This window comes from Sinomicrobium weinanense, assembly GCF_018863395.1.
Lineage (GTDB): Bacteria > Bacteroidota > Bacteroidia > Flavobacteriales > Flavobacteriaceae > Sinomicrobium > Sinomicrobium weinanense.
Genome location: NZ_JAHKRR010000003.1, coordinates 154162 through 175846 on the forward strand (window position 1 = coordinate 154162; position 21685 = coordinate 175846).

21 protein-coding genes are annotated in these 21685 nt (G+C 44.5%); 10 read left to right on the forward strand and 11 right to left on the reverse strand.

Going from position 1 to position 21685, the window contains the following annotated elements; genetic code table 11:
* Nucleotides 1-6: 6 nt before the first annotated feature.
* The gene (gene tssD, locus KN811_RS10345) at nt 7-414 is read right to left on the reverse strand and encodes a type VI secretion system tube protein TssD (RefSeq protein WP_187964223.1); all 408 of its coding nucleotides are present in this window, start codon (nt 412-414) and stop codon (nt 7-9) included.
* A gap of 376 nt (nt 415-790) precedes the next feature.
* On the reverse strand, nt 791-1177 hold the full coding sequence (tssD, locus tag KN811_RS10350; protein WP_187964222.1) for a type VI secretion system tube protein TssD: 387 nt from the start codon (nt 1175-1177) through the stop codon (nt 791-793).
* A 466-nt stretch (nt 1178-1643) separates the two neighbouring features.
* Between tssD (KN811_RS10350) and KN811_RS10355 the strand changes: the two genes are divergently transcribed.
* From KN811_RS10355 to KN811_RS10400, 10 genes are all read left to right on the forward strand, one after another.
* On the forward strand, nt 1644-2195 hold the full coding sequence (locus KN811_RS10355) for a hypothetical protein (RefSeq protein ID WP_187964221.1): 552 nt from the start codon (nt 1644-1646) through the stop codon (nt 2193-2195).
* A gap of 158 nt (nt 2196-2353) precedes the next feature.
* Nucleotides 2354-4066, forward strand: coding sequence for a right-handed parallel beta-helix repeat-containing protein (locus KN811_RS10360; protein ID WP_187964220.1), 1713 nt, complete (start codon nt 2354-2356; stop codon nt 4064-4066).
* A 398-nt stretch (nt 4067-4464) separates the two neighbouring features.
* Complete coding sequence (locus tag KN811_RS10365; protein WP_187964219.1) at nt 4465-6342, forward strand: M1 family metallopeptidase; 1878 nt, start codon at nt 4465-4467, stop codon at nt 6340-6342.
* Between the two features lie 143 nt (nt 6343-6485).
* Nucleotides 6486-7106, forward strand: coding sequence for a CHAP domain-containing protein (locus tag KN811_RS10370; protein WP_187964218.1), 621 nt, complete (start codon nt 6486-6488; stop codon nt 7104-7106).
* Between the two features lie 84 nt (nt 7107-7190).
* Nucleotides 7191-8717 (forward strand): carbon-nitrogen hydrolase family protein, encoded by a 1527-nt coding sequence (locus tag KN811_RS10375; RefSeq protein ID WP_187964217.1) that lies wholly within the window; start codon nt 7191-7193, stop codon nt 8715-8717.
* A 256-nt stretch (nt 8718-8973) separates the two neighbouring features.
* Nucleotides 8974-9705, forward strand: coding sequence for a sulfite exporter TauE/SafE family protein (locus KN811_RS10380; protein WP_187964216.1), 732 nt, complete (start codon nt 8974-8976; stop codon nt 9703-9705).
* A gap of 276 nt (nt 9706-9981) precedes the next feature.
* Nucleotides 9982-10806: a hypothetical protein gene (locus KN811_RS10385; RefSeq protein WP_187964215.1), complete on the forward strand. Its 825-nt coding sequence runs from the start codon at nt 9982-9984 to the stop codon at nt 10804-10806.
* A gap of 184 nt (nt 10807-10990) precedes the next feature.
* The gene (locus tag KN811_RS10390; protein ID WP_187964214.1) at nt 10991-11182 is read left to right on the forward strand and encodes a cold-shock protein; all 192 of its coding nucleotides are present in this window, start codon (nt 10991-10993) and stop codon (nt 11180-11182) included.
* A gap of 230 nt (nt 11183-11412) precedes the next feature.
* Nucleotides 11413-11604 carry a cold-shock protein gene (locus KN811_RS10395; RefSeq protein ID WP_216334815.1) on the forward strand — a complete coding sequence of 64 codons (192 nt, stop codon included), beginning with the start codon at nt 11413-11415 and terminating at the stop codon, nt 11602-11604.
* Between the two features lie 715 nt (nt 11605-12319).
* Nucleotides 12320-13420: a fatty acid desaturase family protein gene (locus tag KN811_RS10400; RefSeq protein ID WP_187964213.1), complete on the forward strand. Its 1101-nt coding sequence runs from the start codon at nt 12320-12322 to the stop codon at nt 13418-13420.
* Nucleotides 13421-13556: 136 nt separating this feature from the next.
* On the opposite strand, the gene rfbB is transcribed toward KN811_RS10400, so the two are convergent.
* The 9 genes from rfbB to KN811_RS10445 form a co-directional block, all read right to left on the reverse strand.
* On the reverse strand, nt 13557-14588 hold the full coding sequence (rfbB, locus tag KN811_RS10405) for a dTDP-glucose 4,6-dehydratase (protein WP_187964212.1): 1032 nt from the start codon (nt 14586-14588) through the stop codon (nt 13557-13559).
* Between the two features lie 12 nt (nt 14589-14600).
* Complete coding sequence (gene rfbD / locus KN811_RS10410; protein ID WP_187964211.1) at nt 14601-15467, reverse strand: dTDP-4-dehydrorhamnose reductase; 867 nt, start codon at nt 15465-15467, stop codon at nt 14601-14603.
* On the reverse strand, nt 15460-16032 hold the full coding sequence (gene rfbC, locus KN811_RS10415) for a dTDP-4-dehydrorhamnose 3,5-epimerase (RefSeq protein ID WP_187964210.1): 573 nt from the start codon (nt 16030-16032) through the stop codon (nt 15460-15462). Before rfbC ends, rfbD begins: the two co-directional genes overlap by 8 nt.
* A gap of 94 nt (nt 16033-16126) precedes the next feature.
* Nucleotides 16127-17044, reverse strand: coding sequence for a glucose-1-phosphate thymidylyltransferase RfbA (gene rfbA, locus KN811_RS10420; protein WP_187964209.1), 918 nt, complete (start codon nt 17042-17044; stop codon nt 16127-16129).
* A 258-nt stretch (nt 17045-17302) separates the two neighbouring features.
* Nucleotides 17303-18097, reverse strand: coding sequence for a 3'(2'),5'-bisphosphate nucleotidase CysQ (cysQ, locus tag KN811_RS10425; protein ID WP_187964208.1), 795 nt, complete (start codon nt 18095-18097; stop codon nt 17303-17305).
* A gap of 10 nt (nt 18098-18107) precedes the next feature.
* Nucleotides 18108-19364, reverse strand: coding sequence for a sulfate adenylyltransferase subunit CysN (gene cysN, locus KN811_RS10430; protein WP_187964299.1), 1257 nt, complete (start codon nt 19362-19364; stop codon nt 18108-18110).
* Between the two features lie 35 nt (nt 19365-19399).
* Nucleotides 19400-20305, reverse strand: coding sequence for a sulfate adenylyltransferase subunit CysD (gene cysD, locus KN811_RS10435; protein WP_187964207.1), 906 nt, complete (start codon nt 20303-20305; stop codon nt 19400-19402).
* 9 nt (nt 20306-20314) lie between these two features.
* A complete protein-coding gene (gene cysC, locus KN811_RS10440) occupies nt 20315-20908 on the reverse strand; it encodes an adenylyl-sulfate kinase (RefSeq protein ID WP_187964206.1) in 594 nt (197 codons plus the stop codon).
* Nucleotides 20890-21390 carry a DUF2061 domain-containing protein gene (locus tag KN811_RS10445; RefSeq protein WP_425596667.1) on the reverse strand — a complete coding sequence of 167 codons (501 nt, stop codon included), beginning with the start codon at nt 21388-21390 and terminating at the stop codon, nt 20890-20892. The genes cysC and KN811_RS10445 overlap by 19 nt, the downstream gene beginning before the upstream one ends.
* Nucleotides 21391-21685: the final 295 nt, after the last annotated feature.

A 21685-nucleotide genomic window follows, 5' to 3' on the forward strand; every position in this document is an offset into this window, starting at 1 on the left:
GTATGCTTATACAGCCCCGGCACCTACACCCGGCCATTTCTTGGCAAAAGGCGTATTGCCGATATTTATTTCTTTTGCCGATATAACGATCTCCGTTCTCATGGGCTCGTCTCCTATGGCCCTGAACCTTTCACGATAGCGAATACAATATCCTTTTTTAAAACCGATCGATTTCATCCGGCTCATACCGTCGCGCTTGTAAAAGGTGAGTTTTCCGTCCTTGACCTGGGTAGGACTTATTGCCCAGTCCGAAAAATGATCTCTCATATCGGTCTCCACAACCAATCGTATCTCCCCACCACGGGCGTTCGTAGCAGGTTTACCATTATGGTCTGTCCCCTTTTCCACCAATATATCGTACTCCAAAATATTGTACGACATATCGTCAATCTCAAATTTGGCTAAGAAACTCATTGCTTTAGTGTGTTTGCTTTATATTTTTTACGAAATTACATTATTCTTCGCATATTGCCCTTCCCTGAAAACCGGGGTTTTGTATATTTTTTCACTTCCCGGTGGTCTTTTTTAAGCCATTTATGATATTTCCGAAGATCTTTACGGGAAAAAACAGGCATCTGCCTGAGTTTCTCTCCATACCGGGAATGTACTTTTCCTTTCGTAAATAAAGCACGAAAAAAACATCTCCTCTCCGGGATACCAGGGTAAAATTCAGGGGGCTGATTTAGTCTTTTAAAGGGGGGATAGGGTAAATAAAGGGGAAGGTTTATACCATCCCCTTTTTTAGTAATATTTGATTTGATCGCTTATTACAATAAATTAAGGAATGGCATTATACCCATTCGTTGATATGTTCTCCGCTTCCGCTATTGATCACACGGCAGGAGATGGTGAAAGTCTCTGTTAAAGGGTTGTCTCCTCTGTGGTCGAAGTTCTCTTTGTACTTCACCAGGTATCCTTCCGTGAAGTTCACTTCGCGAAGTTTGGCATCGGTATCACGCTTAATGTAGGTGATGGTTCCGTTCTTACGTTCAAAATTGTTGGTCATCCACTCAAAGAAAAAAGAATCTCCGGTAGATTCTACGGTAAGGTAAATTCGTCCGCCACGGGTTACCGATGAAGGTCTTCCGGTGGCATCTACTTCCTGTGCCAGGTCGTAGTTGGCGTTGAGAATGTTTACTTTTTTTCCGCCAACAGATAATGTTGCTTTAAATGACATAATACTAAAAATTTAAAGATTAAGGTTAATAAATAAAAAATACCAAATCAAATATCGAGTTATAAAACAGCCTGCAAGATATTACATACGAACATATTACGCAAATAAAGACTGAAAAATCCCTTTTTTCAGGGAGGAGGGAAGACTGTTCTTTTGAGGGTTTTTAATTTGCGAGCTGCAGCTCCTTTTTTGCTTCTTTGCTACTGCCTGTCCCGGTTAAAAGCCGGAGAATAACGAATGATTTTCAGTGTTCCATATGGAATTCTTTATCCGAGATACCTTCGGTACCTGGTGGTTCTAATAACCAGGCAACCTAAGCCACATACAACACCTTATATATAGCTGAGGCAAAGACTTAAAAACACCACATCCCGATAAACAGGTATTTTTTAAAAAAACTTGTTTCATATTCTTTAAATTATTTCCGGATTTTTTACATTGCCTCCGGAAATTCATACCTGTGACCATGCAGAAATTCTTTTTTATCGCGATCTTTATTTTGGGTAGCCTTAGCTGTAATGGGCAATTTCGCTATTCCGGGCAAAGTGCTGTCAGTTTATACGGAGGTGGTGTTTCTAAAGGTTTTTTTGTCAATGCCAGTTATCAACGCTTCCTGAACGAGAAAGGCAGCATGATCCGTGGAGATATCGATTATACCTCCCGAAAACAGCATATCCCTGCTTTAGATACTCCGTTTGATACCGGTATCGTTTCTCTGGGGGCCGCTTATGGTTATTCTTTTAACGAGATTTTCGGAGAATTCACGTTTGTTCATCTCTGGGCAGGTGCTTTCGGGGCTAAGGAAACTTACGATTTTAATGAAGCCTATAAACATATGATCGTGGGAAATACCGATGATCCCGTTACCTATGGCCTGTATGGAGGGATCGAAGCCGAACTTCACCTCACCACCAATATATCCCTTATGGCCACATATCTCCGCTGGCAGAACTTTAAAAGTGATTTTGCAAAGCATATGAACAAATTCGGGGGAGGAGTGAAATTTTATTTTAAATAACACCCTTCTCCCGAATTGTCCCACATAAAGCCGACATGTTTAAAAGGAATAATGCATACCGAATATCTGATAATGATTTTAAGAATCCATACTATACAATACTTTGGAATTCTACGGCTCCATATTCGATATTCGGCATTTACAAATTACAAAACCATATGAAAAAGCTATCTTTTTTATTATGTTTCGGAATACTGCTCCTGTCGTCCTGTGATGATGATAACATTGAGGTGAATCCCGATTATCCGTTTGAGGTTTTCGAGGATCTCGCCATTACCAGCGGATTTCCGAAAGAGCATCTGGCCATAGAAGTGAGTATTACCAATACTTTTCCCTACCCGGCGCCGGAAGACCTGGCGTTTTCTGCCCGTTTTGACAGTAACAGGAAAGGGCATGTTGAAATAGGCGGAAAGACCTACCGGGCCGGGGAAGCCTTTCCCCTTTCTTCTTCTACGGTGCGTTATGCCTATGTTCCGGAGGAGCCCGGAAATCACAGTATCAGTATCGACTACACGAACAACAGAGGAGACAGCTTTTCCGGAACACACGACCTGACCATTTATAACCCCGCTTTGTCATATACAGGCCCCTCGGGTAAGGATAGCGGTCATTGCAATGACCCCGAAAACCCCTGTGCCACGATATCCTATACCATAGACCGGGCAAGCGCCGGGGATACCATTCATATAGCGGAAGGCGTTTATACGGAAAACATAGTCATTGAAAAATCGCTATCCCTGCACGGCTCCGGCCGGGAAACTACCGTGATCCAGGCCGCCGAAAAACCTAACCAGTACAATGCCGGGAGAGTTATTGTCATTGAAGGAGACATAACAGTGAGAATGACAGGGCTTACGGTTCGCAACGGTTTCTCCCCCGAAGAGGATCTGAACCGCAGGGGAGGCGGTATTTATGTGTTCGGGGCATCTTTACGTCTACATAAGGTAGCCCTCAATGCCAATAGGGCTTATTACGGTGCTGGACTATTTAACCATACTGGAACAGTTTCGTTAAGCCGCGTTTTCTTTGCCGGGAACTCAGCCGACAAAAACGGGGGCGGTATGCTCAACTTAGGCGGCTCGGCAACACTGAATCATGTGGCCTTTAACAACAATAAAGCAGGAACCAGGGGCGGCGGTATGCTCAACAATCACGGCCCTGCCATATTACGCAATGTCTCCTTTAATAATAACAAAGCTGCAACCGGCGGTGGCATACACATCAGGCAGAGTAATCCGGAACTGTATAACGTTATGTTCAAGGGCAACTCGGCCGACACGGGTGGTGGAATATTCAGTGTCGGGGGCGCTCCCATCCTGGCCAATATCCTTCTCAGCGGAAACTTTTCGACATTAAACGGGGGAGGCATGGCCAACCTCAATAATTCCTCTCCCGAGATCATCAACGCAACTTTCAGCGGAAATGCGGCTACACAACAGGGCGGTGCCATATACAACCTTGACAGCTCGCCCGTTCTTAAGCATGTGATCATCTGGAAAAACCGGGCCAACGGTACGGCATCTTCCTTCTCTTCATCAGTGTTTAACGGGGAAAATGCCACTCCTGCCATTTCCTACAGCCTCATTGCCAATTCCGGCGGTAGTACTAACTGGGAAAGTAGTATAGGCATAAATAGCGGCCATAACCTGGATGCGCCTCCCCTGTTTTCCAACCCCATTGACCCAAGCAGTGCCCCCTCCACTTCGGGAAATTTCCGCCTGAGGCCGAACTCGCCCGCAGTAAACGCAGGCGACCCTGATATCGACCTGTCCGGATTCCCCGGGGGACCGGAAAACCCGAAAGACCTGGACAACAACCCGAGGATCCGGAACCGGATAATTGACCTTGGGGCCTATGAACAACAGGATTAAAAGCCAGCCGTTCCGGCAAGGTCACATTCAGGAGTCCTGCACAACTTAACCGAACTGTTAAAAAGCATATTGAGGCACTTTCAGAAGTAAGTGACTTAACGCGTAGAGCAGTAAAGTTTAAACCATAACCTCGGACAGACAGGAATCACATACCTTCCTAATAACCGTATCGCAATCTCATAACATATAACTGTATTGCCCGGAAGGCCACTCTCCGGTCCATCGTCTATTTTATAGATCTCCATACCTAAATTTTAAGAATGTATTCTTCCTCTGTATGAATATGGTGATGTATATTTGACAAACATACAGCTTTGTCGGATCGTCTTACCCGGTCCTTCAAAAAAGGTATATTATAGAGAAGATCATAAAACATCCATTTAAAATTCACACACAACATGTTTCGAAAATCACTATTTACCGGGTTGCTATTGGTTTCTGCAATGGCATTACAGGCCCAGGAACTATACCATCCGCGCGATGTAAAAAAAGCCTATAAAAACCAGACCCGTAGCAAGGACGGGAACCCCGGGGCCCGCTATTGGCAGAACAAAGGGGTATATACCATAGACCTGACGGTAAGTCCGCCGGATCGGAAAGTCACCGGGAAAGAAACCATTGTGTATACCAACCAGAGTCCCGATACCTTAAAAACCCTGAACTTTAAACTCTTCCTTAACCAGCATAAACCCGGAGCGGCACGTTTGGGGCAGGCATCGGAAGACTACCTGACCTCCGGCATGCATATCGATGCCTATACCGAAAACGGCGTAACGCGGGAATGGACCGACAAAAACGACGGCACCAACAAAATGATAGAGCTGGCGACCCCGCTGGCCCCGAATGCCAGCATCACTTTGGGCATTGACTGGCATTTTGACGTATCTGTGCAAAGCGGGAGAGAAGGGGCCATTGACGAGACCACCTTCTTCCTTGCCTATTTCTTTCCGAGGGTAGCCGTGTATGACGATTACCGCGGATGGGATACTATGAACTTTAACGGGGCACAGGAGTTCTACAATGATTTTAACGATTATACTTTTTCGGTAACCGTTCCCGCCAATTATATTGTATGGGCCACGGGAGACCTGCAAAACCCGGATGAGGTATTGCAACCGCATTACGCCAAGCTCCTGGAGCAATCCATGACCTCGGACGAGGTGGTACATATTGCCACCAAAGAAGACCTGGAAGGCCATAAGGTAACCCGGCAAAACCCGGCCAATACCTGGAGGTGGAAGGCAGATAATATTACGGATATCGCCATTGCCATCAGTGACCATTACCTGTGGGATGCCGGTAGTGTGATAGTAGACAAGACCACGGGGCGCCGCGCCAGTGTACAGGCAGCCTACGACGAACCTTCGGAAGACTTTAAGGAGATGGTGAACTATGGTAAGCACGCGATGGACTGGTTTTCCAACAACTACCCCGGCGTGCCCTACCCCTACTCCAAATCGACCATTGTTCGCGGTTTTGCCGATATGGAATACCCGATGATGGTCAACGACAGTTCGTTCCCTGAAGCGGAATTTGCCCGTTTTGTGGTAGAGCATGAGATAGCACACACCTATTTCCCGTTCTACATGGGCATTAACGAAACCCGTTTCGGCTTTATGGACGAAGGCTGGGCCACCACCCTGGAGTACCTGATCGGTATCCATGACCTGGGTAAAGAAAAAGCCACGGAAAACTTTAAGAAGTTCCGGGTAAGCAAATGGGCTGGCAATGCCGATATGGAATATGACCTGCCCGTCATTACCCCCCTCAATGCGCTGAACGGCGTAGCCATAAGAGCCAATGCCTATGGAAAAGCGGCCATCGGGTACCTGGCGATGAAGGAATACCTGGGCGATGCCGGATTCAGCAAAGCCCTGAAAGGCTATATGGCCCGCTGGAACGGAAAACATCCTATGCCCTGGGATTTCTTCTACTCGTTCAACGATATTACGGGCAAGAACCTCAACTGGTTCTGGAACAGGTGGTATTTCAGCAATAATCATATAGACATTGCTGTAACCGACGCCTCTTATCAAAAAAATACCCTGACCATAACCCTCGAAAACGTGGGTGGTATGCCGGCTCCCGTAACCATTATACTGACGGATAAAAACGGAAAAACGCAGGAATTCCACCAGACCCCGGCCATCTGGGAATCCAACCCGGACAAAGCGGTGGTTAAGCTGAAAAATGTAAAGAACATTACCAATGTCAGCCTGGATGGGGGTATTTTTATGGATGCCGATACCTCCAACGATGCGTTCGTTATAAAATAACCTGCAAAGCATAGCGCAGAATATCCGGCCGTATAAACGAGGGTGTCTTCTGAAAGTAATATTTATGTCACTCTGAACTTGTTTCAGGGTCCCATAATGATTGTCCGATCATCGGGATGGGATTGTGTATATTTGAATGTTATATGACCAAAATCCGTAAAGGCAGGATATTGAAAAAAAGACGCTGGATATATGTAATTGCCGGGTTACTCATTCTGGGTTATACCGGGCTGCGGATTTTTAAGAAGATCAACTTTAATACCCGGTTTACGGTAGGCCAGAAAATTGATAGCCTGAACAATGTTTTTGTTTTCCACAATGGCGGCGTTGATCACGTGGCGGGACGGAATACAACAACAGATGGTTATAACCTCGGACTGAAATACCAATGCGTGGAGTTTGTAAAAAGGTATTATTACGAACATTTAGACCATAGAATGCCCGACAGCTATGGGCATGCAAAAGATTTTTTTGACAAGACATTAACGGACGGACAGAAAAATCAAAAACGGAATTTAACGCAATACACCAATCCAAGTAAAACCAGGCCCCGTGTTGACGACCTCCTGGTGTTTAGCGGAACCCTGTTTAACAGATACGGCCATGTAGCCATAGTAGCTGCGGTAACCGACAATGAAGTGGAAATTATTCAGCAGAACCCCGGCCCTTCCGGTACATCGAGAGCATCATTCCGCCTCGACCGCAAAGAAGGAAAATGGAAAATAGAGAATACACGGATTTTAGGATGGCTGAGAAAAGAATAAAAGACACTGCGCATAGGTATTTCGGTCAGATTCACGTTTTATTCATAAATTAACCCGTACAAAGCAAACTCCGGGCAACATATAATGCACAGCGAAACCGATAAAATAGAATTACAATATCTGAAACCGGAAGACTACCCGGAGATCAAAGAGGCTATGGTATCGGCCTACCATTCCATGCCAGACGATTACTGGGCCGAGGACCAGATAAAAACCCTGCTGAACAAATTCCCGGAAGGCCAGGTGGTCATTAAGGTCAATGCCCAGATCGCGGGCTGTGCATTGGCAATCATTGTAAATTACAATAATTTCGAGGGCAATCATACCTTTAATGAGATCACAGGAAACAACACTTTTGATACACATGCAGACGATGGCGATATGCTTTACGGCATCGATGTGTTTATTAAGCCGGAATTCCGGGGACTCCGCCTGGGCAGAAGGCTGTATGATTACCGCAAGGAACTCTGTGAAAAACTGAACCTTAAAGGCATTGCGTTTGGTGGAAGAATTCCGAATTACCACAAATATTCGGATACCCTGAGCCCCAAGGAGTATATTGAAAAAGTAAGGAAAAAGGAAATTCACGACCCGGTCCTGAATTTTCAGATATCCAACGATTTTCACCCCACCCGTATCCTTAAAGGCTACCTGGATGGCGATAAGGCTTCTGAAGAGTTTGCCGTTTTACTGGAATGGGACAATATTTATTATGAAAAACCGACCCGAAAGGCCGCCACCCAGAAAAGTGTGGTCCGCCTGGGCTTAGTGCAATGGCAGATGCGGCCTTATAAGAATGTGGCTTCTTTACTTCAACAGGCCGAATATTTTATAGATACCCTGTCGGGCTACCGGGCAGATTTTGCACTTTTCCCGGAGTTTTTCAATGCCCCTTTAATGGCCGAGTACAACCATCTTTCAGAGCCCGAAGCCATTCGCGAACTGGCCAGGCATACCGACAACATTGTCCAGGAATTCTCTAAACTGTCCATCTCGCACAATATCAACATCGTGGCCGGCAGCATGCCCGAGATCAGGGACGACAACCTGTATAACGTGGGCTATCTGTGTAAAAGGGACGGCACCATAGAACGCTACGAAAAAATACACGTTACTCCCGATGAAGCAAAAGTATGGGGCATGCAGGGCGGAAACCAGCTCCGGGTTTTCGATACCGACTGCGGAAAGATCAGCATTCTGATATGCTATGATGCCGAATTCCCGGAACTCAGCCGTTTGCTGGCCGATGAGGGTATGGATATCCTCTTTGTACCATTTCTGACCGACACCCAGAACGGTTATTCCAGGGTAAGGCTATGCGCACAGGCCAGGGCTATAGAAAACGAATGTTATGTGGCCATTGCCGGCAGCGTGGGCAACCTGCCCAATGTGCATAATATGGACATACAGTTTGCGCAATCCATGGTTTTTACACCCTGTGATTTTGCCTTTCCCACCAATGGTATAAAAGCCGAAGCCACCCCCAATACCGAAATGATATTGCTGGCCGATGTAGACCTGGGCCTGTTACGGGAACTGCACGAGTTCGGCAGTGTAAAAAACCTGAAAGACAGAAGAACGGATATTTTTGAATTGCGAAAGAAAATTTAAACCGGTTTATCCTTCAGGTCGTAACATTAATCCCCCGTTTGAGTACAGCAAAACCGGATACTTATTGTATCTAATATTTGTATCGTACATCGAAGTAATAACATATTCTTTTTTTCGTTTAGCAGGACATCTTTTTAGACTGCAACATATTGATAATCAGGAATAAAATAATCTTAACAAATAAAAGAAAATATCCGGTTAAAATATCCGAATAACATTTTGAATCGTCCCTGAACCGGCCTATCTTAGCCCTTCCATGGACACTATCACTTTTTATATATTGAGCATTTTCTTTATTGCCACCCTGGTGCGTTCCACCTTTGGTTTTGGCGAATCCCTGGTGGCTGTGCCCCTGCTTATCCTGCTTATTCCCCTGGACATTGCGGTACCGCTTTCGGTACTGATATCCATAACCATAGCTTTGGTTATCGTGGTGCAGGACAGGAAGCAGATACACCTTGACAGCGCCAAATGGCTTATCGTTTTTGCCTTTCTGGGAATCCCCATAGGCCTGCTTCTGCTTATTTACGGCAATGAGACCTTTATAAAATGTGGCCTGGGGCTCTTTCTTATTCTATATGCCATATATTCCATGGTTTCCACCCGGAAATTCCGCCTGGCATCCGACAATAAGGTATGGCTCTTTGTCTGCGGTTTTTTATCGGGAGTGTTTGGCGGTGCCTATGGCATTAACGGACCACCTCTCGTAGTCTATGGCAATATGCGCAACTGGACGGCCAAACATTTCAGGGCCACATTGCAGGCGTATTTTCTGCCGGCTGGTGCTATGGGCATGCTGGGTTATTGGTACAAAGGGCTCTGGAGCCCCACTGTAACCCATTACTTTTTTATAGTGCTGCCCGTTGTGATCCCCGCCATTTTTATAGGAAGGTCCCTGAACCGAAAATTGAGCCAAGATACTTTTTTAAACTATATCTATACCGGCCTCATAGCTATTGGCCTGTTATTGTTGTACCAGTCTTTGTAATAAGCAGGTGGAGATATGGGTTTTGCAGGCAGAAGCCAATATAGTACTGGAGAGTTATCAAAAAAATCTGTATTTTTAAAAACCGTATCCGATCCATTTCGGAAATCGTACAGCCTTGCTTCCGGGACACTCCTCCTACCCGCAGAATACAGGCTAAGACCGCTTTTACCCAAAATTTGAAGCAAACAGGAATGTGGTTCAGATCTTATCGGGCCAAAACAATGATACAATCAGTGTAAGCCGATTTTTAAAATTTACTCAACAGCATTATAAAACATGAACAATATCATAACATACCAGCGCAGATTAATTGGTGTAGAAAAAAAACTGGGCTTTTTATATGTGCCGGCAAAAGCAAGGGATTTGTTGCCTCATGAAAACAGTTCGATAAAAGTATGGTTCCCCGGAGACACCAAGCCCAAACACAAGAATTATAACACAGACCACAATCGTATTTTTGGAATGACACCATTCTATAAAAAACACCATCTGAATGCGGGTGATGTGGTATCTGTAGAGGTGTCTGATCAGGGTATTAAAGTAAATATACAAGACATTGAGGTCATCGAAGATACAGATGAAAACGGAAAGGAAGATTTTATAGACACATCCGGTTTATCCGCACAATCAAAAGGTAATATAGGGGAAGACCGTATTAAAGAAATTATCTTGTTATATAGCCAGGGCTTACTCAATGTATATAAACCGGTCATAGACGAGCGTGGCATTGACTTGATCGTATTAAAGGAAAAAATCTATAATCCTGTCTATTTACAGGTAAAGACCCGCTTTAACGTATATAAGCGTAACAGAATGATACTAAACATCAATGGTAATACTTTTAAAGAGCATCATTCCTATTATATAATAGGGTTATCATTCAATCCGACTAAGATGGAAATAGATGAGGATATCCTATTTTTACCTTCAAAAGATGTGCTTAAACTGGCAAGCCGTTTGGCAAATGGCGATTACCGCATCACCATATCAATGGCGAACGGAAAAACCACAGGTAAATACAAAAAGTATTTTGTAAATAAAGAAGAACTGGTGAACAAACTCATAGAAAGGATAGACATCGTAAATGAGATCGTAAATTAAACAGGTACAAAACATCGATGCTGCATTCGGCCACAGGTACAAAAAGAACCGAAAATTGCCCCTAATTTTATACCTGTGCTTACCAATTATACCGCTTAAAGACCTGTTTCCCTAAAAAAAATCAATTAAATAAATTGAAAACCAAATAATTAATATACCTTTGCACTCAATAATTTTTATTAAAATGAATAAAGGAACAGTAAAATTTTTCAATGACGCCAAAGGTTTTGGTTTCATTACACCCGAAGATGGTGGAGACGATGTATTTGTACATGCATCAGGATTAACCGAGAACATCCGTGAGAACGACGAAGTTTCTTACGAAGTAGAACAAGGTAAAAAAGGCCTTAACGCAGTAAATGTTACAGTGATATAAATATATCCTTATCATATTATTGTCAGACCGCTCCTTTTCAGAGCGGTTTTTTTATGCGCATTCCACAACCCTGACAGGATATCACAGGCAAACAACCTATCTCAATAGACGGCATTATCCCTGTAACAGGCAGCCTTCGGGAGTGTTCCCGGGAAAAAGGCAAATAAACCCACTAAAATCATTGATAACCAAATAATTAAACTACCTTTGACCTTATAATTTATTTTAAAATGGATAAAGGAACAGTAAAATTTTTCAATGACGCCAGGGGTTATGGCTTCATTACTCCCGATGATGGCGGAAAAGATGTATTTGTACATACATCAGGACTGAACAGCCACATCCGTGACAACGACAAAGTTACGTATAGTGTGGAACAAGGTCAGAAGGGCCTTACAGCTATAAATGTTACGGCTGTATAACATACTCTTGTCATAGTATTATCTGGCCGCTCTATCCGGGGCGGTCTTTTTTGTTACGATCATTGCACCCGGGTATCGGAACAGACTTTATGAAAAACCTCCTTCACTGCATATTCAACAAACCTTTAGAGACTGTCTAAATTTTGTTTTTGGAATATTTTATAGTATGTGTTTTTGTCAAACGAAGGTATTTTGAGGGACATCGCCTTAGCTACGTGCCGAAAAATAGCTGAAGTACGGTTGCTGAGCGAAGCCGAAGCATGGTGGAAAAAGACCCGTAAAAAACCGAAGGCGATGCCCTGAGCCCTTCGATAAACTCAGGAACCACTTGCCGAAGGGATAAAACTTAGACAGTCTCTTAATATAACATATTCTTAGGGCTTTAAATTAGGAATAGCAAAATATTTGACTTATCTTGTACTATGATAAAATATAGTTCAGCAGGTCTTCATTTTTAGTGTTTTTTTGTTCTTTTATTGAATTCTTTTCTGTATTTTACATGGCAATAGTGCACTAAACATTTACAAGCTGAATTTAAAGGATATGCAGAGGGCAGGTGAAGTTTTCTTAATGTGACATAAGAATTCAGAATAAAGCAAGTATTTCTTTCTCTATTTTTCCCAACTTTCCATCTTTCTTTACAACAAGGCCAGGATATTTTGGTCTTGTCTCCCGGTAAATAGCTAAAAAGACCGCAGCTTAAAAAGACCATATTATGAGTACCCTTAAATTTTCAGCAAACAAGCATTCCGACTTCTCCAAGACATTGAGAAGCAGGGTAAATGCTTATTTTAAGACCCACAACATCAGCAAACATGCCAATAAGAGCATGGTAAGCAAAACGGCTGTTATGCTTTTTGCTTTCTTTGCTCCCCTGATTCTTATAAATACCGGTATCATTCATCATACCCTCCTGCTCTTTGTCCTGTACACGGTCAGTGGACTGGGGATGGCGGGGATAGGAATGGGCGTTATGCACGATGCCATTCACGGCTCTTATTCGAAGCACCGAAAAGTAAACAAGTACCTGGGCTATACCATGAACCTCATAGGCGCCAATGCCACAGTATGGAAAATACAGCACAATGTCTTGCACCATACCTATACCAACATTCAGCATGCGGACGATGACATCAATGTTCCGTTCTTTCTGAGGTTTTCGCCACATGCCAGAAGATACTGGCTGCACAGGTTTCAGCATGTCTACGTATGGTTCTTTTACAGTATTTCCACCCTGATGTGGATCACTGCCAAAGACTTTGTAAGGCTTACCCGGTATAAGAAAATGGGGTTGCTGAACCGGGAACAGGAATACAAAAGAGAACTCTTTAAACTGATAGGGTGGAAATTGCTCTATTACTCCTATGCACTGATCCTGCCGCTTATCATGGTTCCTCTGTCGCCCTGGATCGTTATACTGGCCTTTTTATGTATGCATGTGGTCACCGGTCTGTGGATAAGCAGTATTTTCCAGGTGGCTCATGTTATGCCCAGCACCGAATATCCCCTGGCCGACAGGGACGGGGTCATAGAGAACGACTGGTTTCTCCATCAATTGGAGACTACCAGTAATTTTTCTCCCCGGAGCCGTTTCTTCTCATGGCTTATTGGAGGACTGAACTACCAGGTAGAGCATCATTTACTACCTCATATATGTCATATTCACTACCGGAAGATCTCTCATATCGTCATAGAGACTGCACATGAATACGGTCTTCCGTACCATATGAAAAAAACTTTTGTCTCTGCGATTGCAGATCATGTAAGAATGCTGCGACAATTGGGAAAAACAGAAATGGCAACGGTCTCTTCCTGACAGTTTTGCCTGCACCCGGGCGACGAACACGTAAACGAAGAGAACTTGGTTTTGATCACATTCGCTTAACAGGTATTTCTATGTGAAGAATCAGGAAAGTTAATTCCGGAAAGGGAAACAATAATTGACACCCAGCTTATTTGTTATTGCTCCCATATTTCCTCACGTACCACTCCACCGTCTTCCTGATACCGCTCTCAAAATTCTCTTTAGCCCTCCAGCCCAATCTGTTCTCGATCTTAGCGGCATCAATGGCGTAACGCCTGTCATGTCCTGCCCGATCTTCTACATAAGTAACCTGTTCTTTGTAGGAGCCGGAATGTCCGGGGCATACCTCATCCAGGATATCGCAAATAGTACGTGCTATATAATTATTGTCTCTTTCGTTCTTTCCGCCAATGTTATATACTTCTCCCGCCTGCCCTTTATGAAATGCCAGGTCTATACCGGTACAGTGGTCTTTTACGTAAAGCCAGTCGCGGATATTGCTGCCATCGCCATAGATGGGAATAGGTTCTCCTCCCAAGGCTTTCCGGATCACCGTAGGGATCAGTTTTTCATCGTGCTGTTTGGGGCCGTAGTTGTTGGAACAGTTGGTGATCACCGTGTTCATACCATAGGTGTGGTGATAGCTTCGTACCACCATATCGGAGGAGGCTTTACTTGCGGCGTAGGGAGAGTTAGGGGCGTATGGTGTTTCTTCGGTAAAGTATCCCGTTTCGCCCAGGGTGCCATAGACTTCATCAGTAGAAATATGGTGAAAGCGGCAATCCTTGTATTCAGGCTTATAGACAAAAGGTGTTTCCATCCAGTATTTAAAAGCCTCATCAATAAGCGTAAAAGTACCATTTACATTGGTTTCTATAAACACCCCCGGATTACTGATGGAATTATCTACATGCGATTCGGCCGCAAAATGGATCACTCCCCTGATGTCGAACCGGTTGAATATGGTCTCGACCAGGCATCTGTCCCGAATGTCGCCTTTTATAAAAGTATAGTGCTGGTTGCTGCCTAATTCCGACAGGTTTTCTTCTTCTCCGGCATAGGTGACCAGGTCCAGGTTTATCACATGGTAATCCGGATATTTTTCCAGGAAATAAGGAATAAAGTTGGAACCTATGAATCCCAGGCCTCCTGTGACCAATATGTTCTTTTTTCCGGGCATTTTTCTGTTTTTTTACAACTTACTATCTATTTCCCGTAAACACTTTTTTAAACTATCTCTCCAATGCGGAATAGTCATCTTAAAATCCTTTTTAAAGGTTTGTTTACTCAACACCGAGTACGATGGCCGTTGTGCCGGAGTGGGGTATTCTGACGACGGAACCGGGGTCACCTTACATGGCAGGCCTTCGTATTCCATGATGGCTTTTGCAAAATCGAACCAGGTGCACACGCCTTCGTTTGTATAGTGATAGGTCTTTACGTTTTTATGGTTAAGACCGGGCAATATGTCCAGCACAGCCGCCGCCAGATCACCGGCATATGTGGGAGTGCCTACCTGGTCGTCGATTACACGGACCTCTTCCTTTTCTGCTCCCAGGCGTAGCATGGTCTTTACAAAATTATTACCCTGAGACGAATAAAGCCAGGATGTACGGATAATTACACTATTTCCGGGGTTGATTGACCTTATCGCTTCTTCGCCTTCCCATTTTGTCTTTCCATATACATTTACCGGGGCTGCCGGATCGTTTTCTTTGTAGGGCCGGTGATTTTTGCCATCAAAAACATAATCAGTAGAAAGATGCACCAGTTTCAGGTTGTGGCTCACGCATACTCCGGCCAGCATTTCCACAGCTTTACAATTGACCTGTTTTGCCATTTCGGGCTCGGACTCTGCTTTGTCCACTGCAGTATAGGCCGCGCTATTGATCACCGCTTCCACGGGATGTCTTCCGAGAAACTGTTTTACCTTATCTCCATCAGTAATATCCAGGGCAGCCCGGTCTGCAAAGAGAAAATCGCCCTTATACGATACGGACAACTTCTTTATCTCTGTTCCTAACTGCCCTGAGACTCCTGTAACCAATATCTTACCCATACAAGTCGGTATTAAAATCAAAAAACGCTGCTTCTTCGAACAACGGCTGTTTAAGGTCTTTGGCAGACAACTTCAGCTCGTTTTCCGGCAATTGCCAGTCGATAGCCAGGCCGGGGTCGTTAAAGGCAATGCCCCGTTCACTTTCCGGGTTATAGTATTGATCTGTTTTATACGAAAACAACGCTGTTTCGCTCAACACCACAAAACCGTGTGCAAAGCCCCGGGGTATGAACAATAGTCTTTTATTCTCGCCGGAAAGCTCTACTGCGATATGTTTCCCAAAGGTAGGTGATCCTTGTCGGATATCTACCGACACATCCAGTACCCTGCCTTCGATAACCCGTACCAGTTTGGTTTGGGCAAAAGGCGGTAACTGGTAATGCAATCCGCGAAGCACTCCCCGGGACGACCGGGATTCGTTGTCCTGGCAAAAATCGACGGATCTTCCCATAAAGGTTTCGAGCCGGTCCCGGCGAAAACTTTCCATAAAATACCCCCGGCTGTCCCCGTGAACTTCGGGTTCACAAATAATCACATCCGGTATTTCGGTCCTGATAAAGTTCATAGGTATTGTGCTGATTTAAACTTTTTAAGGTTTGGTCATTGAGTTACTTAGGTGGTTTTTCGGTGCAGATCCCCAGTTTTAATTTTCGATCCTCCTACTGCTCCTTGTCACCTGTTCTCTCCGCCCCCTGTCTTCCGAAAGACGCTGCTTTACGGAGCAGATATTGACCATATTCACTTTTACTCAAGGGTTCGGCAAGGATTTGCAATTGCTCCCGGTCTATATAGCCCCGGTCAAAGGCTATTTCTTCCAGGCAAGCTATTTTTAATCCCTGTCGCTTTTCTATGGTCTCGATAAAATTAGACGCCTCCATCATGGATTCATGTGTCCCTGTATCGAGCCAGGCATATCCCCGTCCCATAAGCTCTACTTTCAGTTCCTTGCGGCGCAGGTATTCCTGGTTTACCGAAGTGATCTCCAGTTCGCCCCGGGCGCTGGGTTTGATCTGCCCGGCAATATCCACCACGGAATTGGGATAAAAATAAAGCCCGGTCACTGCATAACTGCTCCGCGGGTTCCGGGGTTTCTCTTCGATACTCAGGGCATTCCCCATAGCATCGAACTCGATAACCCCATAACGCTCCGGGTCCTGGACGGCATAGCCAAATACCGTGGCCCTGTTTTCCGTTTCGGCATGCCGTACCGATTTTTTCAAAAGGTCCGTCAAACCGTGACCATAAAATATATTATCGCCCAGAACGAGACAAACACTGTCATCTCCTATAAAATCCCGGCCAATGATAAAAGACTGGGCCAGACCGTCCGGACTGGGTTGTTCTGCATAGCTCAGGCTGATCCCGAGTTCACTTCCGTCACCGAGCAGCTTTCTGAAATTCCCCAGATCGTCCGGGGTAGAGATTAGCAATATTTCTTTTATCCCCGCCAACATGAGGACCGATAGCGGGTAATAAACCATCGGTTTGTCGTAAATGGCCAGTAACTGCTTGGAAACTCCCCTGGTCACGGGATACAGACGAGTACCGGAGCCTCCTGCGAGAACAATCCCCTTCATAGTATTTCTTTTTATGGACGTTGCCACGGTTATATTATATATACTATATATATTATATATTTTCTATGCTAATGTAGCACTTTTGGGATAATTGACCTATTCGGAAGAGGGGGTTTAAAACCGGGCATAAATAAAACTGCTTAAAAGTATGTTTATCTGTCGGGGAGACCTTTCGCTTACGCTCAAGGTGACAGGTTTGGATACTTTTAAGCAGTCTTTATCGAAAGATAAGTAAATATTGGATTCAGAGCGTGAATATCAATTCACCAAAAACCAATTGTTCAACAGGTTCTCCCTGTTGTATTTCATTTCTTCTTTAGTGGTATAATCGATGACCTTAAAACCGGCATGCTCACAAATGGCTTGCCCGGCAGCGGTATCCCATTCCATGGTGGGGGCAAAACGGGGGTAGCAATCGGCCACACCTTCTGCCACCATACAAAGTTTCAGAGAACTGCCTTTGGATATGGTTTCTACCTGACCGTGTTTTTCTGTCAACGCATCGATAAAATCCTTCGTTTCGGGTGACAGGTGGGACCTGCTGGCCACTACTGTATATACTTCTCCGTCCCTTTTAAGAGGGAGCCTGGCAGATGCAGATTTCCATTCTTCCAACGTATCGTAACCGGATATCCCGGTACACTTGTACGCCCCGATCTCCACAGTTGAAAAATAGAGTTCCTGCAAAGCCGGCACATAGATCACCCCAAGCACAGGCGACTGGTCTTTGACCAGGGCAATGTTTACCGTAAATTCCCCGTTCTTTTTAATGAACTCTTTAGTCCCGTCTATCGGGTCTACGATCCAGAGGGTATCCCATTTTTTTCGCTCTTCGTACGAGAGTTCTTTTCCTTCTTCAGACAATACGGGAATCTCTGTTTCTTTAAGGAAACGCATAATTTCATTATGTGAAGCGATATCTGCCTTGGTCAACGGGGAATCGTCGGACTTATAGTCCACTCCGAAATCCCCGGTTTCGTATATATGCATTATTTTTTCACCCGCACTAAGACTTGCCTTTATGGCGGTTTCCAGAAGTCTGTTCAAATCCATAATCAAATTTTTACACGATCATCCCGGCAGCTACGGTTTCATTAGTATCTTCATCAATAAGAATAAGGCTTCCGGTAGTGCGGTTCTCCCTGTAAGAGTCGAACAGTAGCGGTTTGGTCGTACGAAGTTTCACCTTACATATATCGTTCATTTCCAGACCTTCTCCATCAGGACTGCGATCGAGGGTATTAATATCTATTTTATACAGTATCTCCTTAATCATGGCCTTTTGCTCATTGGAGGTATGCTTTACGCTATATTTTGCCCGTGGCTTCGCCGGACTGTTGTTCAACCAGCAGAGCATCACCTCGATATCCTGTGAGGCTTCAGGCTTGTTATTGGAACGCACGATCATATCTCCCCGGCTGATGTCTATATCATCTTCCAACGTAACGGAAACGGACATCGGGGCATAGGCTTCTTCCAAAGCACCTTCGAAAGCGTCTATGGTCTTTATCCTGGAAGTAAATCCGGATGGCAATACGGTTACTTCATCTCCCGGACGAAGCACTCCGCTGGCCACTCTCCCTGCATAGCCTCTATAATCCCTGTGCTCTTCATTTTGAGGGCGCAATACCGTCTGCACGGGAAAACGGGCGTCTACCTTATTGATATCGCTACTGATATGCATGGTTTCCAGGGTATGCAGCAAAGTAGATCCTTCATACCAGGGCATGTTTTCCGAACGGTTTACCACATTGTCTCCCAGCAGGGCACTGATCGGGCGGAAACGAATATCTTTGACAAGTAGTTTTGAAGAAAACTCTTCAAATTGTTTTACGATATCGTTAAACACTTCCTCCGAAAAATCCACAAGATCCATCTTGTTTACACATACAATGATATGTGGTATCTGTAACAGAGAAGCTATAAAGGCATGTCTCCGGGTCTGTTCGATCACCCCGTGGCGGGCATCTACAAGGATAATGGCTGCATTAGCCGTGGATGCCCCGGTAACCATATTTCGCGTATACTGAATATGCCCGGGAGTATCGGCAATGATAAATTTTCGCTTGGGGGTTGTGAAATAGCGGTATGCCACATCAATGGTGATCCCTTGTTCTCTTTCGTCCTTCAGGCCATCGGTAAACAGGGCGAGGTCTACCCCTTCATGTCCTTTTTTCTTACTGGTGGTTTCTACGGCCTCCAGCTGGTCTTCGAAAATGGATTTGGAATCGTATAATAAACGTCCGATCAAGGTACTTTTTCCATCGTCTACACTACCTGCCGTAGTGAATCGCAATAATTGACTGTTATCGAGTTCCATTGTCTGCTTTTCTTTTTCTTTAATCATTCAGTTATTTAGAAATATCCCTGGCGTTTCCTGTCTTCCATCGAGGTTTCCGAACGTTTATCATCTGTACGGTTTCCGCGTTCGGTCTGCCGCATGGTCGATACCTCATCAGCGATCTTCTCTACCGTATCGGCATCGGATTCAATCCCCCCGGTGATCGTAATATCTCCGAGTGTCCGGAAGCGTATCTTTTTAACGACCACTTCCTCGTTATCCTCGAGTTTCAGGAATTCGGAATTAGGTATCCAGGAATTATTGCGCCACACTACTTCTCTTTCGTGAGCAAAGTAAAGTGAAGGAATCTGTATGTTTTCCCTGTTTATATAGTTCCATACGTCCATTTCTGTCCAGTTACTTATAGGGAAAGCCCTGAAGTGTTCTCCTTCGAAATGTTTACCGTTAAAGATATTCCACAGTTCCGGACGTTGGTTTTTGGGATCCCACTGGCCAAAATCATCTCTGTGCGAGAAGAAGCGTTCCTTAGCCCTGGCTTTCTCTTCGTCACGGCGCCCGCCACCTATGGCACAATCTATCTTGTTGCCCTCGATAGCATCCAGCAGCGTAGTTATCTGAAGGGCGTTACGGGTAGCATTCTTCCCTTTTTCCTCCGCTACACGTCCCTGATTAATGGATTCCTGTACCGAGCCTACAATAAGCCGGGCTCCCAGTTCATTTATCAGATCATCGCGAAACTGTATGGTTTCCGGAAAATTGTGCCCGGTATCCACATGCATCAATGCAAAAGGTATCTTTGCAGGATAAAAGGCTTTCCGGGCCAAATGGGTCACCACAATGGAATCCTTTCCCCCCGAGAAAAGAATGACGGGGTTCTGAAACTGTGCCCATACCTCCCGCAATACATATATAGCCTCCGACTCGAGCTCATCCAGGTAATTCAAATAATACTTACTCATGATCTTTACTTAGCTTTCTAATTTGGTTTTAATCGCATTCAATATTTTTTCCACCGATTCAGGAATCGATTCTTCCTCTGTCTTTACCTCTACATCGGGATTTTCCGGTGCTTCATAAGGAGCAGAAACTCCGGTCATATTGCCTATTTTCCCTTCCCTCGCCTTTTTGTATAATCCTTTTACATCCCTTCGTTCACACTCTTCCAGGCTGGTACTCACGTAAATCTCTACAAAATTACTGGGTTTTACGGTGTTTGCAATAAATTCTCTATCTTTTTTATAGGGTGATACGAAAGCAGCCAGTACCACAAGGCCGGCGTCCACCATTAAGTTGGCTATTTCGGCAATTCTCCTAATGTTTTCCGAACGGTCTTCCGGGCTAAAGGACAGGTCACTGTTGATCCCTCTCCTTATATTATCTCCATCGAGCACGTAGGTCTTTATTCCTTCGTCATGCAACCGTTGCTCTACGGCATTGGCTATTGTGGATTTTCCGGAACCGGACAAACCAGTAAACCAAATCAGAAAGGAATTGTGATTATTACTCAAGTTTCTCTCCCTTTTTGAAACTTTGTAGTGTTGTTTTACGACATTTTTTTCCATCGTTTTAACCGTCTCCTTTTAGTTAAACCATAATCAATTTTATACCAGGCGCGTTCGTGAAAGTAGTACAATACCATCTTGGTCACTACTTCTGCAAGACCGATCTGCATTCCCGTTGTTGGATTTCCCGTGATAATCCATGCCAACACCATGGTGTCTATGGACCCTACAACCCTCCAGCTCACCGTTTTTAGCAGGTGCCGTCTTCTGCTGTCGGGTATATCAACTTTAAACCAGATTCTTTCGTGAAAGTAATAAAGCACCATTTTGGTCACCACTTCGGTAAGTCCGATCTTAAGGCCCGACATTGGATTACCGGAAATAACCCAGGAAAGTAGCATGGTATCTATCGTGCCTATAATACGCCAGGTAATTGCCTTGGCTACATGCCTCCTTTGTGAATTTTTCTCCATATACGCTTTCCCGGTAATTTCTATTTTTTTCGTCTTGCCTTTTTTACGGGTAGTTACTGCACGGAACAAAATTCACTTTGTCCTTTAAATTCACAGAACTTTCCTTTTACAAACATGATTTTTCCCGTGTGTACTTTTATCCTTGTTATTGTGTTGATAATCATCGGTTCGCTTGACCGCTGCAAAAATAACACGCTGCAATTGCAAAAACAATTAAAAAAGCATTAGTTCCTACAACGGCGTTTGTCAGGATAAATTATATATTGTCACTTTTTTTTCATAAACCCCGCATTGTATACACATTATCCTCTCAAGCGATCTATTGAAATTCAATCTATGTCACCTAAGAAGATGCGATACTACT

What these genes read in the sequence shown, in the direction of transcription:
- tssD (WP_187964223.1), bottom strand. Translation starts at nt 414, where the DNA reads ATGAGTTTCTTAGCCAAATTTGAGATTGACGATATGTCGTACAATATT.
- tssD (WP_187964222.1), bottom strand. Translation starts at nt 1,177, where the DNA reads ATGTCATTTAAAGCAACATTATCTGTTGGCGGAAAAAAAGTAAACATT.
- KN811_RS10355 (WP_187964221.1), top strand. Translation starts at nt 1,644, where the DNA reads ATGCAGAAATTCTTTTTTATCGCGATCTTTATTTTGGGTAGCCTTAGC.
- KN811_RS10360 (WP_187964220.1), top strand. Translation starts at nt 2,354, where the DNA reads ATGAAAAAGCTATCTTTTTTATTATGTTTCGGAATACTGCTCCTGTCG.
- KN811_RS10365 (WP_187964219.1), top strand. Translation starts at nt 4,465, where the DNA reads ATGTTTCGAAAATCACTATTTACCGGGTTGCTATTGGTTTCTGCAATG.
- KN811_RS10370 (WP_187964218.1), top strand. Translation starts at nt 6,486, where the DNA reads ATGACCAAAATCCGTAAAGGCAGGATATTGAAAAAAAGACGCTGGATA.
- KN811_RS10375 (WP_187964217.1), top strand. Translation starts at nt 7,191, where the DNA reads ATGCACAGCGAAACCGATAAAATAGAATTACAATATCTGAAACCGGAA.
- KN811_RS10380 (WP_187964216.1), top strand. Translation starts at nt 8,974, where the DNA reads ATGGACACTATCACTTTTTATATATTGAGCATTTTCTTTATTGCCACC.
- KN811_RS10385 (WP_187964215.1), top strand. Translation starts at nt 9,982, where the DNA reads ATGAACAATATCATAACATACCAGCGCAGATTAATTGGTGTAGAAAAA.
- KN811_RS10390 (WP_187964214.1), top strand. Translation starts at nt 10,991, where the DNA reads ATGAATAAAGGAACAGTAAAATTTTTCAATGACGCCAAAGGTTTTGGT.
- KN811_RS10395 (WP_216334815.1), top strand. Translation starts at nt 11,413, where the DNA reads ATGGATAAAGGAACAGTAAAATTTTTCAATGACGCCAGGGGTTATGGC.
- KN811_RS10400 (WP_187964213.1), top strand. Translation starts at nt 12,320, where the DNA reads ATGAGTACCCTTAAATTTTCAGCAAACAAGCATTCCGACTTCTCCAAG.
- rfbB (WP_187964212.1), bottom strand. Translation starts at nt 14,588, where the DNA reads ATGCCCGGAAAAAAGAACATATTGGTCACAGGAGGCCTGGGATTCATA.
- rfbD (WP_187964211.1), bottom strand. Translation starts at nt 15,467, where the DNA reads ATGGGTAAGATATTGGTTACAGGAGTCTCAGGGCAGTTAGGAACAGAG.
- rfbC (WP_187964210.1), bottom strand. Translation starts at nt 16,032, where the DNA reads ATGAACTTTATCAGGACCGAAATACCGGATGTGATTATTTGTGAACCC.
- rfbA (WP_187964209.1), bottom strand. Translation starts at nt 17,044, where the DNA reads ATGAAGGGGATTGTTCTCGCAGGAGGCTCCGGTACTCGTCTGTATCCC.
- cysQ (WP_187964208.1), bottom strand. Translation starts at nt 18,097, where the DNA reads ATGGATTTGAACAGACTTCTGGAAACCGCCATAAAGGCAAGTCTTAGT.
- cysN (WP_187964299.1), bottom strand. Translation starts at nt 19,364, where the DNA reads ATGGAACTCGATAACAGTCAATTATTGCGATTCACTACGGCAGGTAGT.
- cysD (WP_187964207.1), bottom strand. Translation starts at nt 20,305, where the DNA reads ATGAGTAAGTATTATTTGAATTACCTGGATGAGCTCGAGTCGGAGGCT.
- cysC (WP_187964206.1), bottom strand. Translation starts at nt 20,908, where the DNA reads ATGGAAAAAAATGTCGTAAAACAACACTACAAAGTTTCAAAAAGGGAG.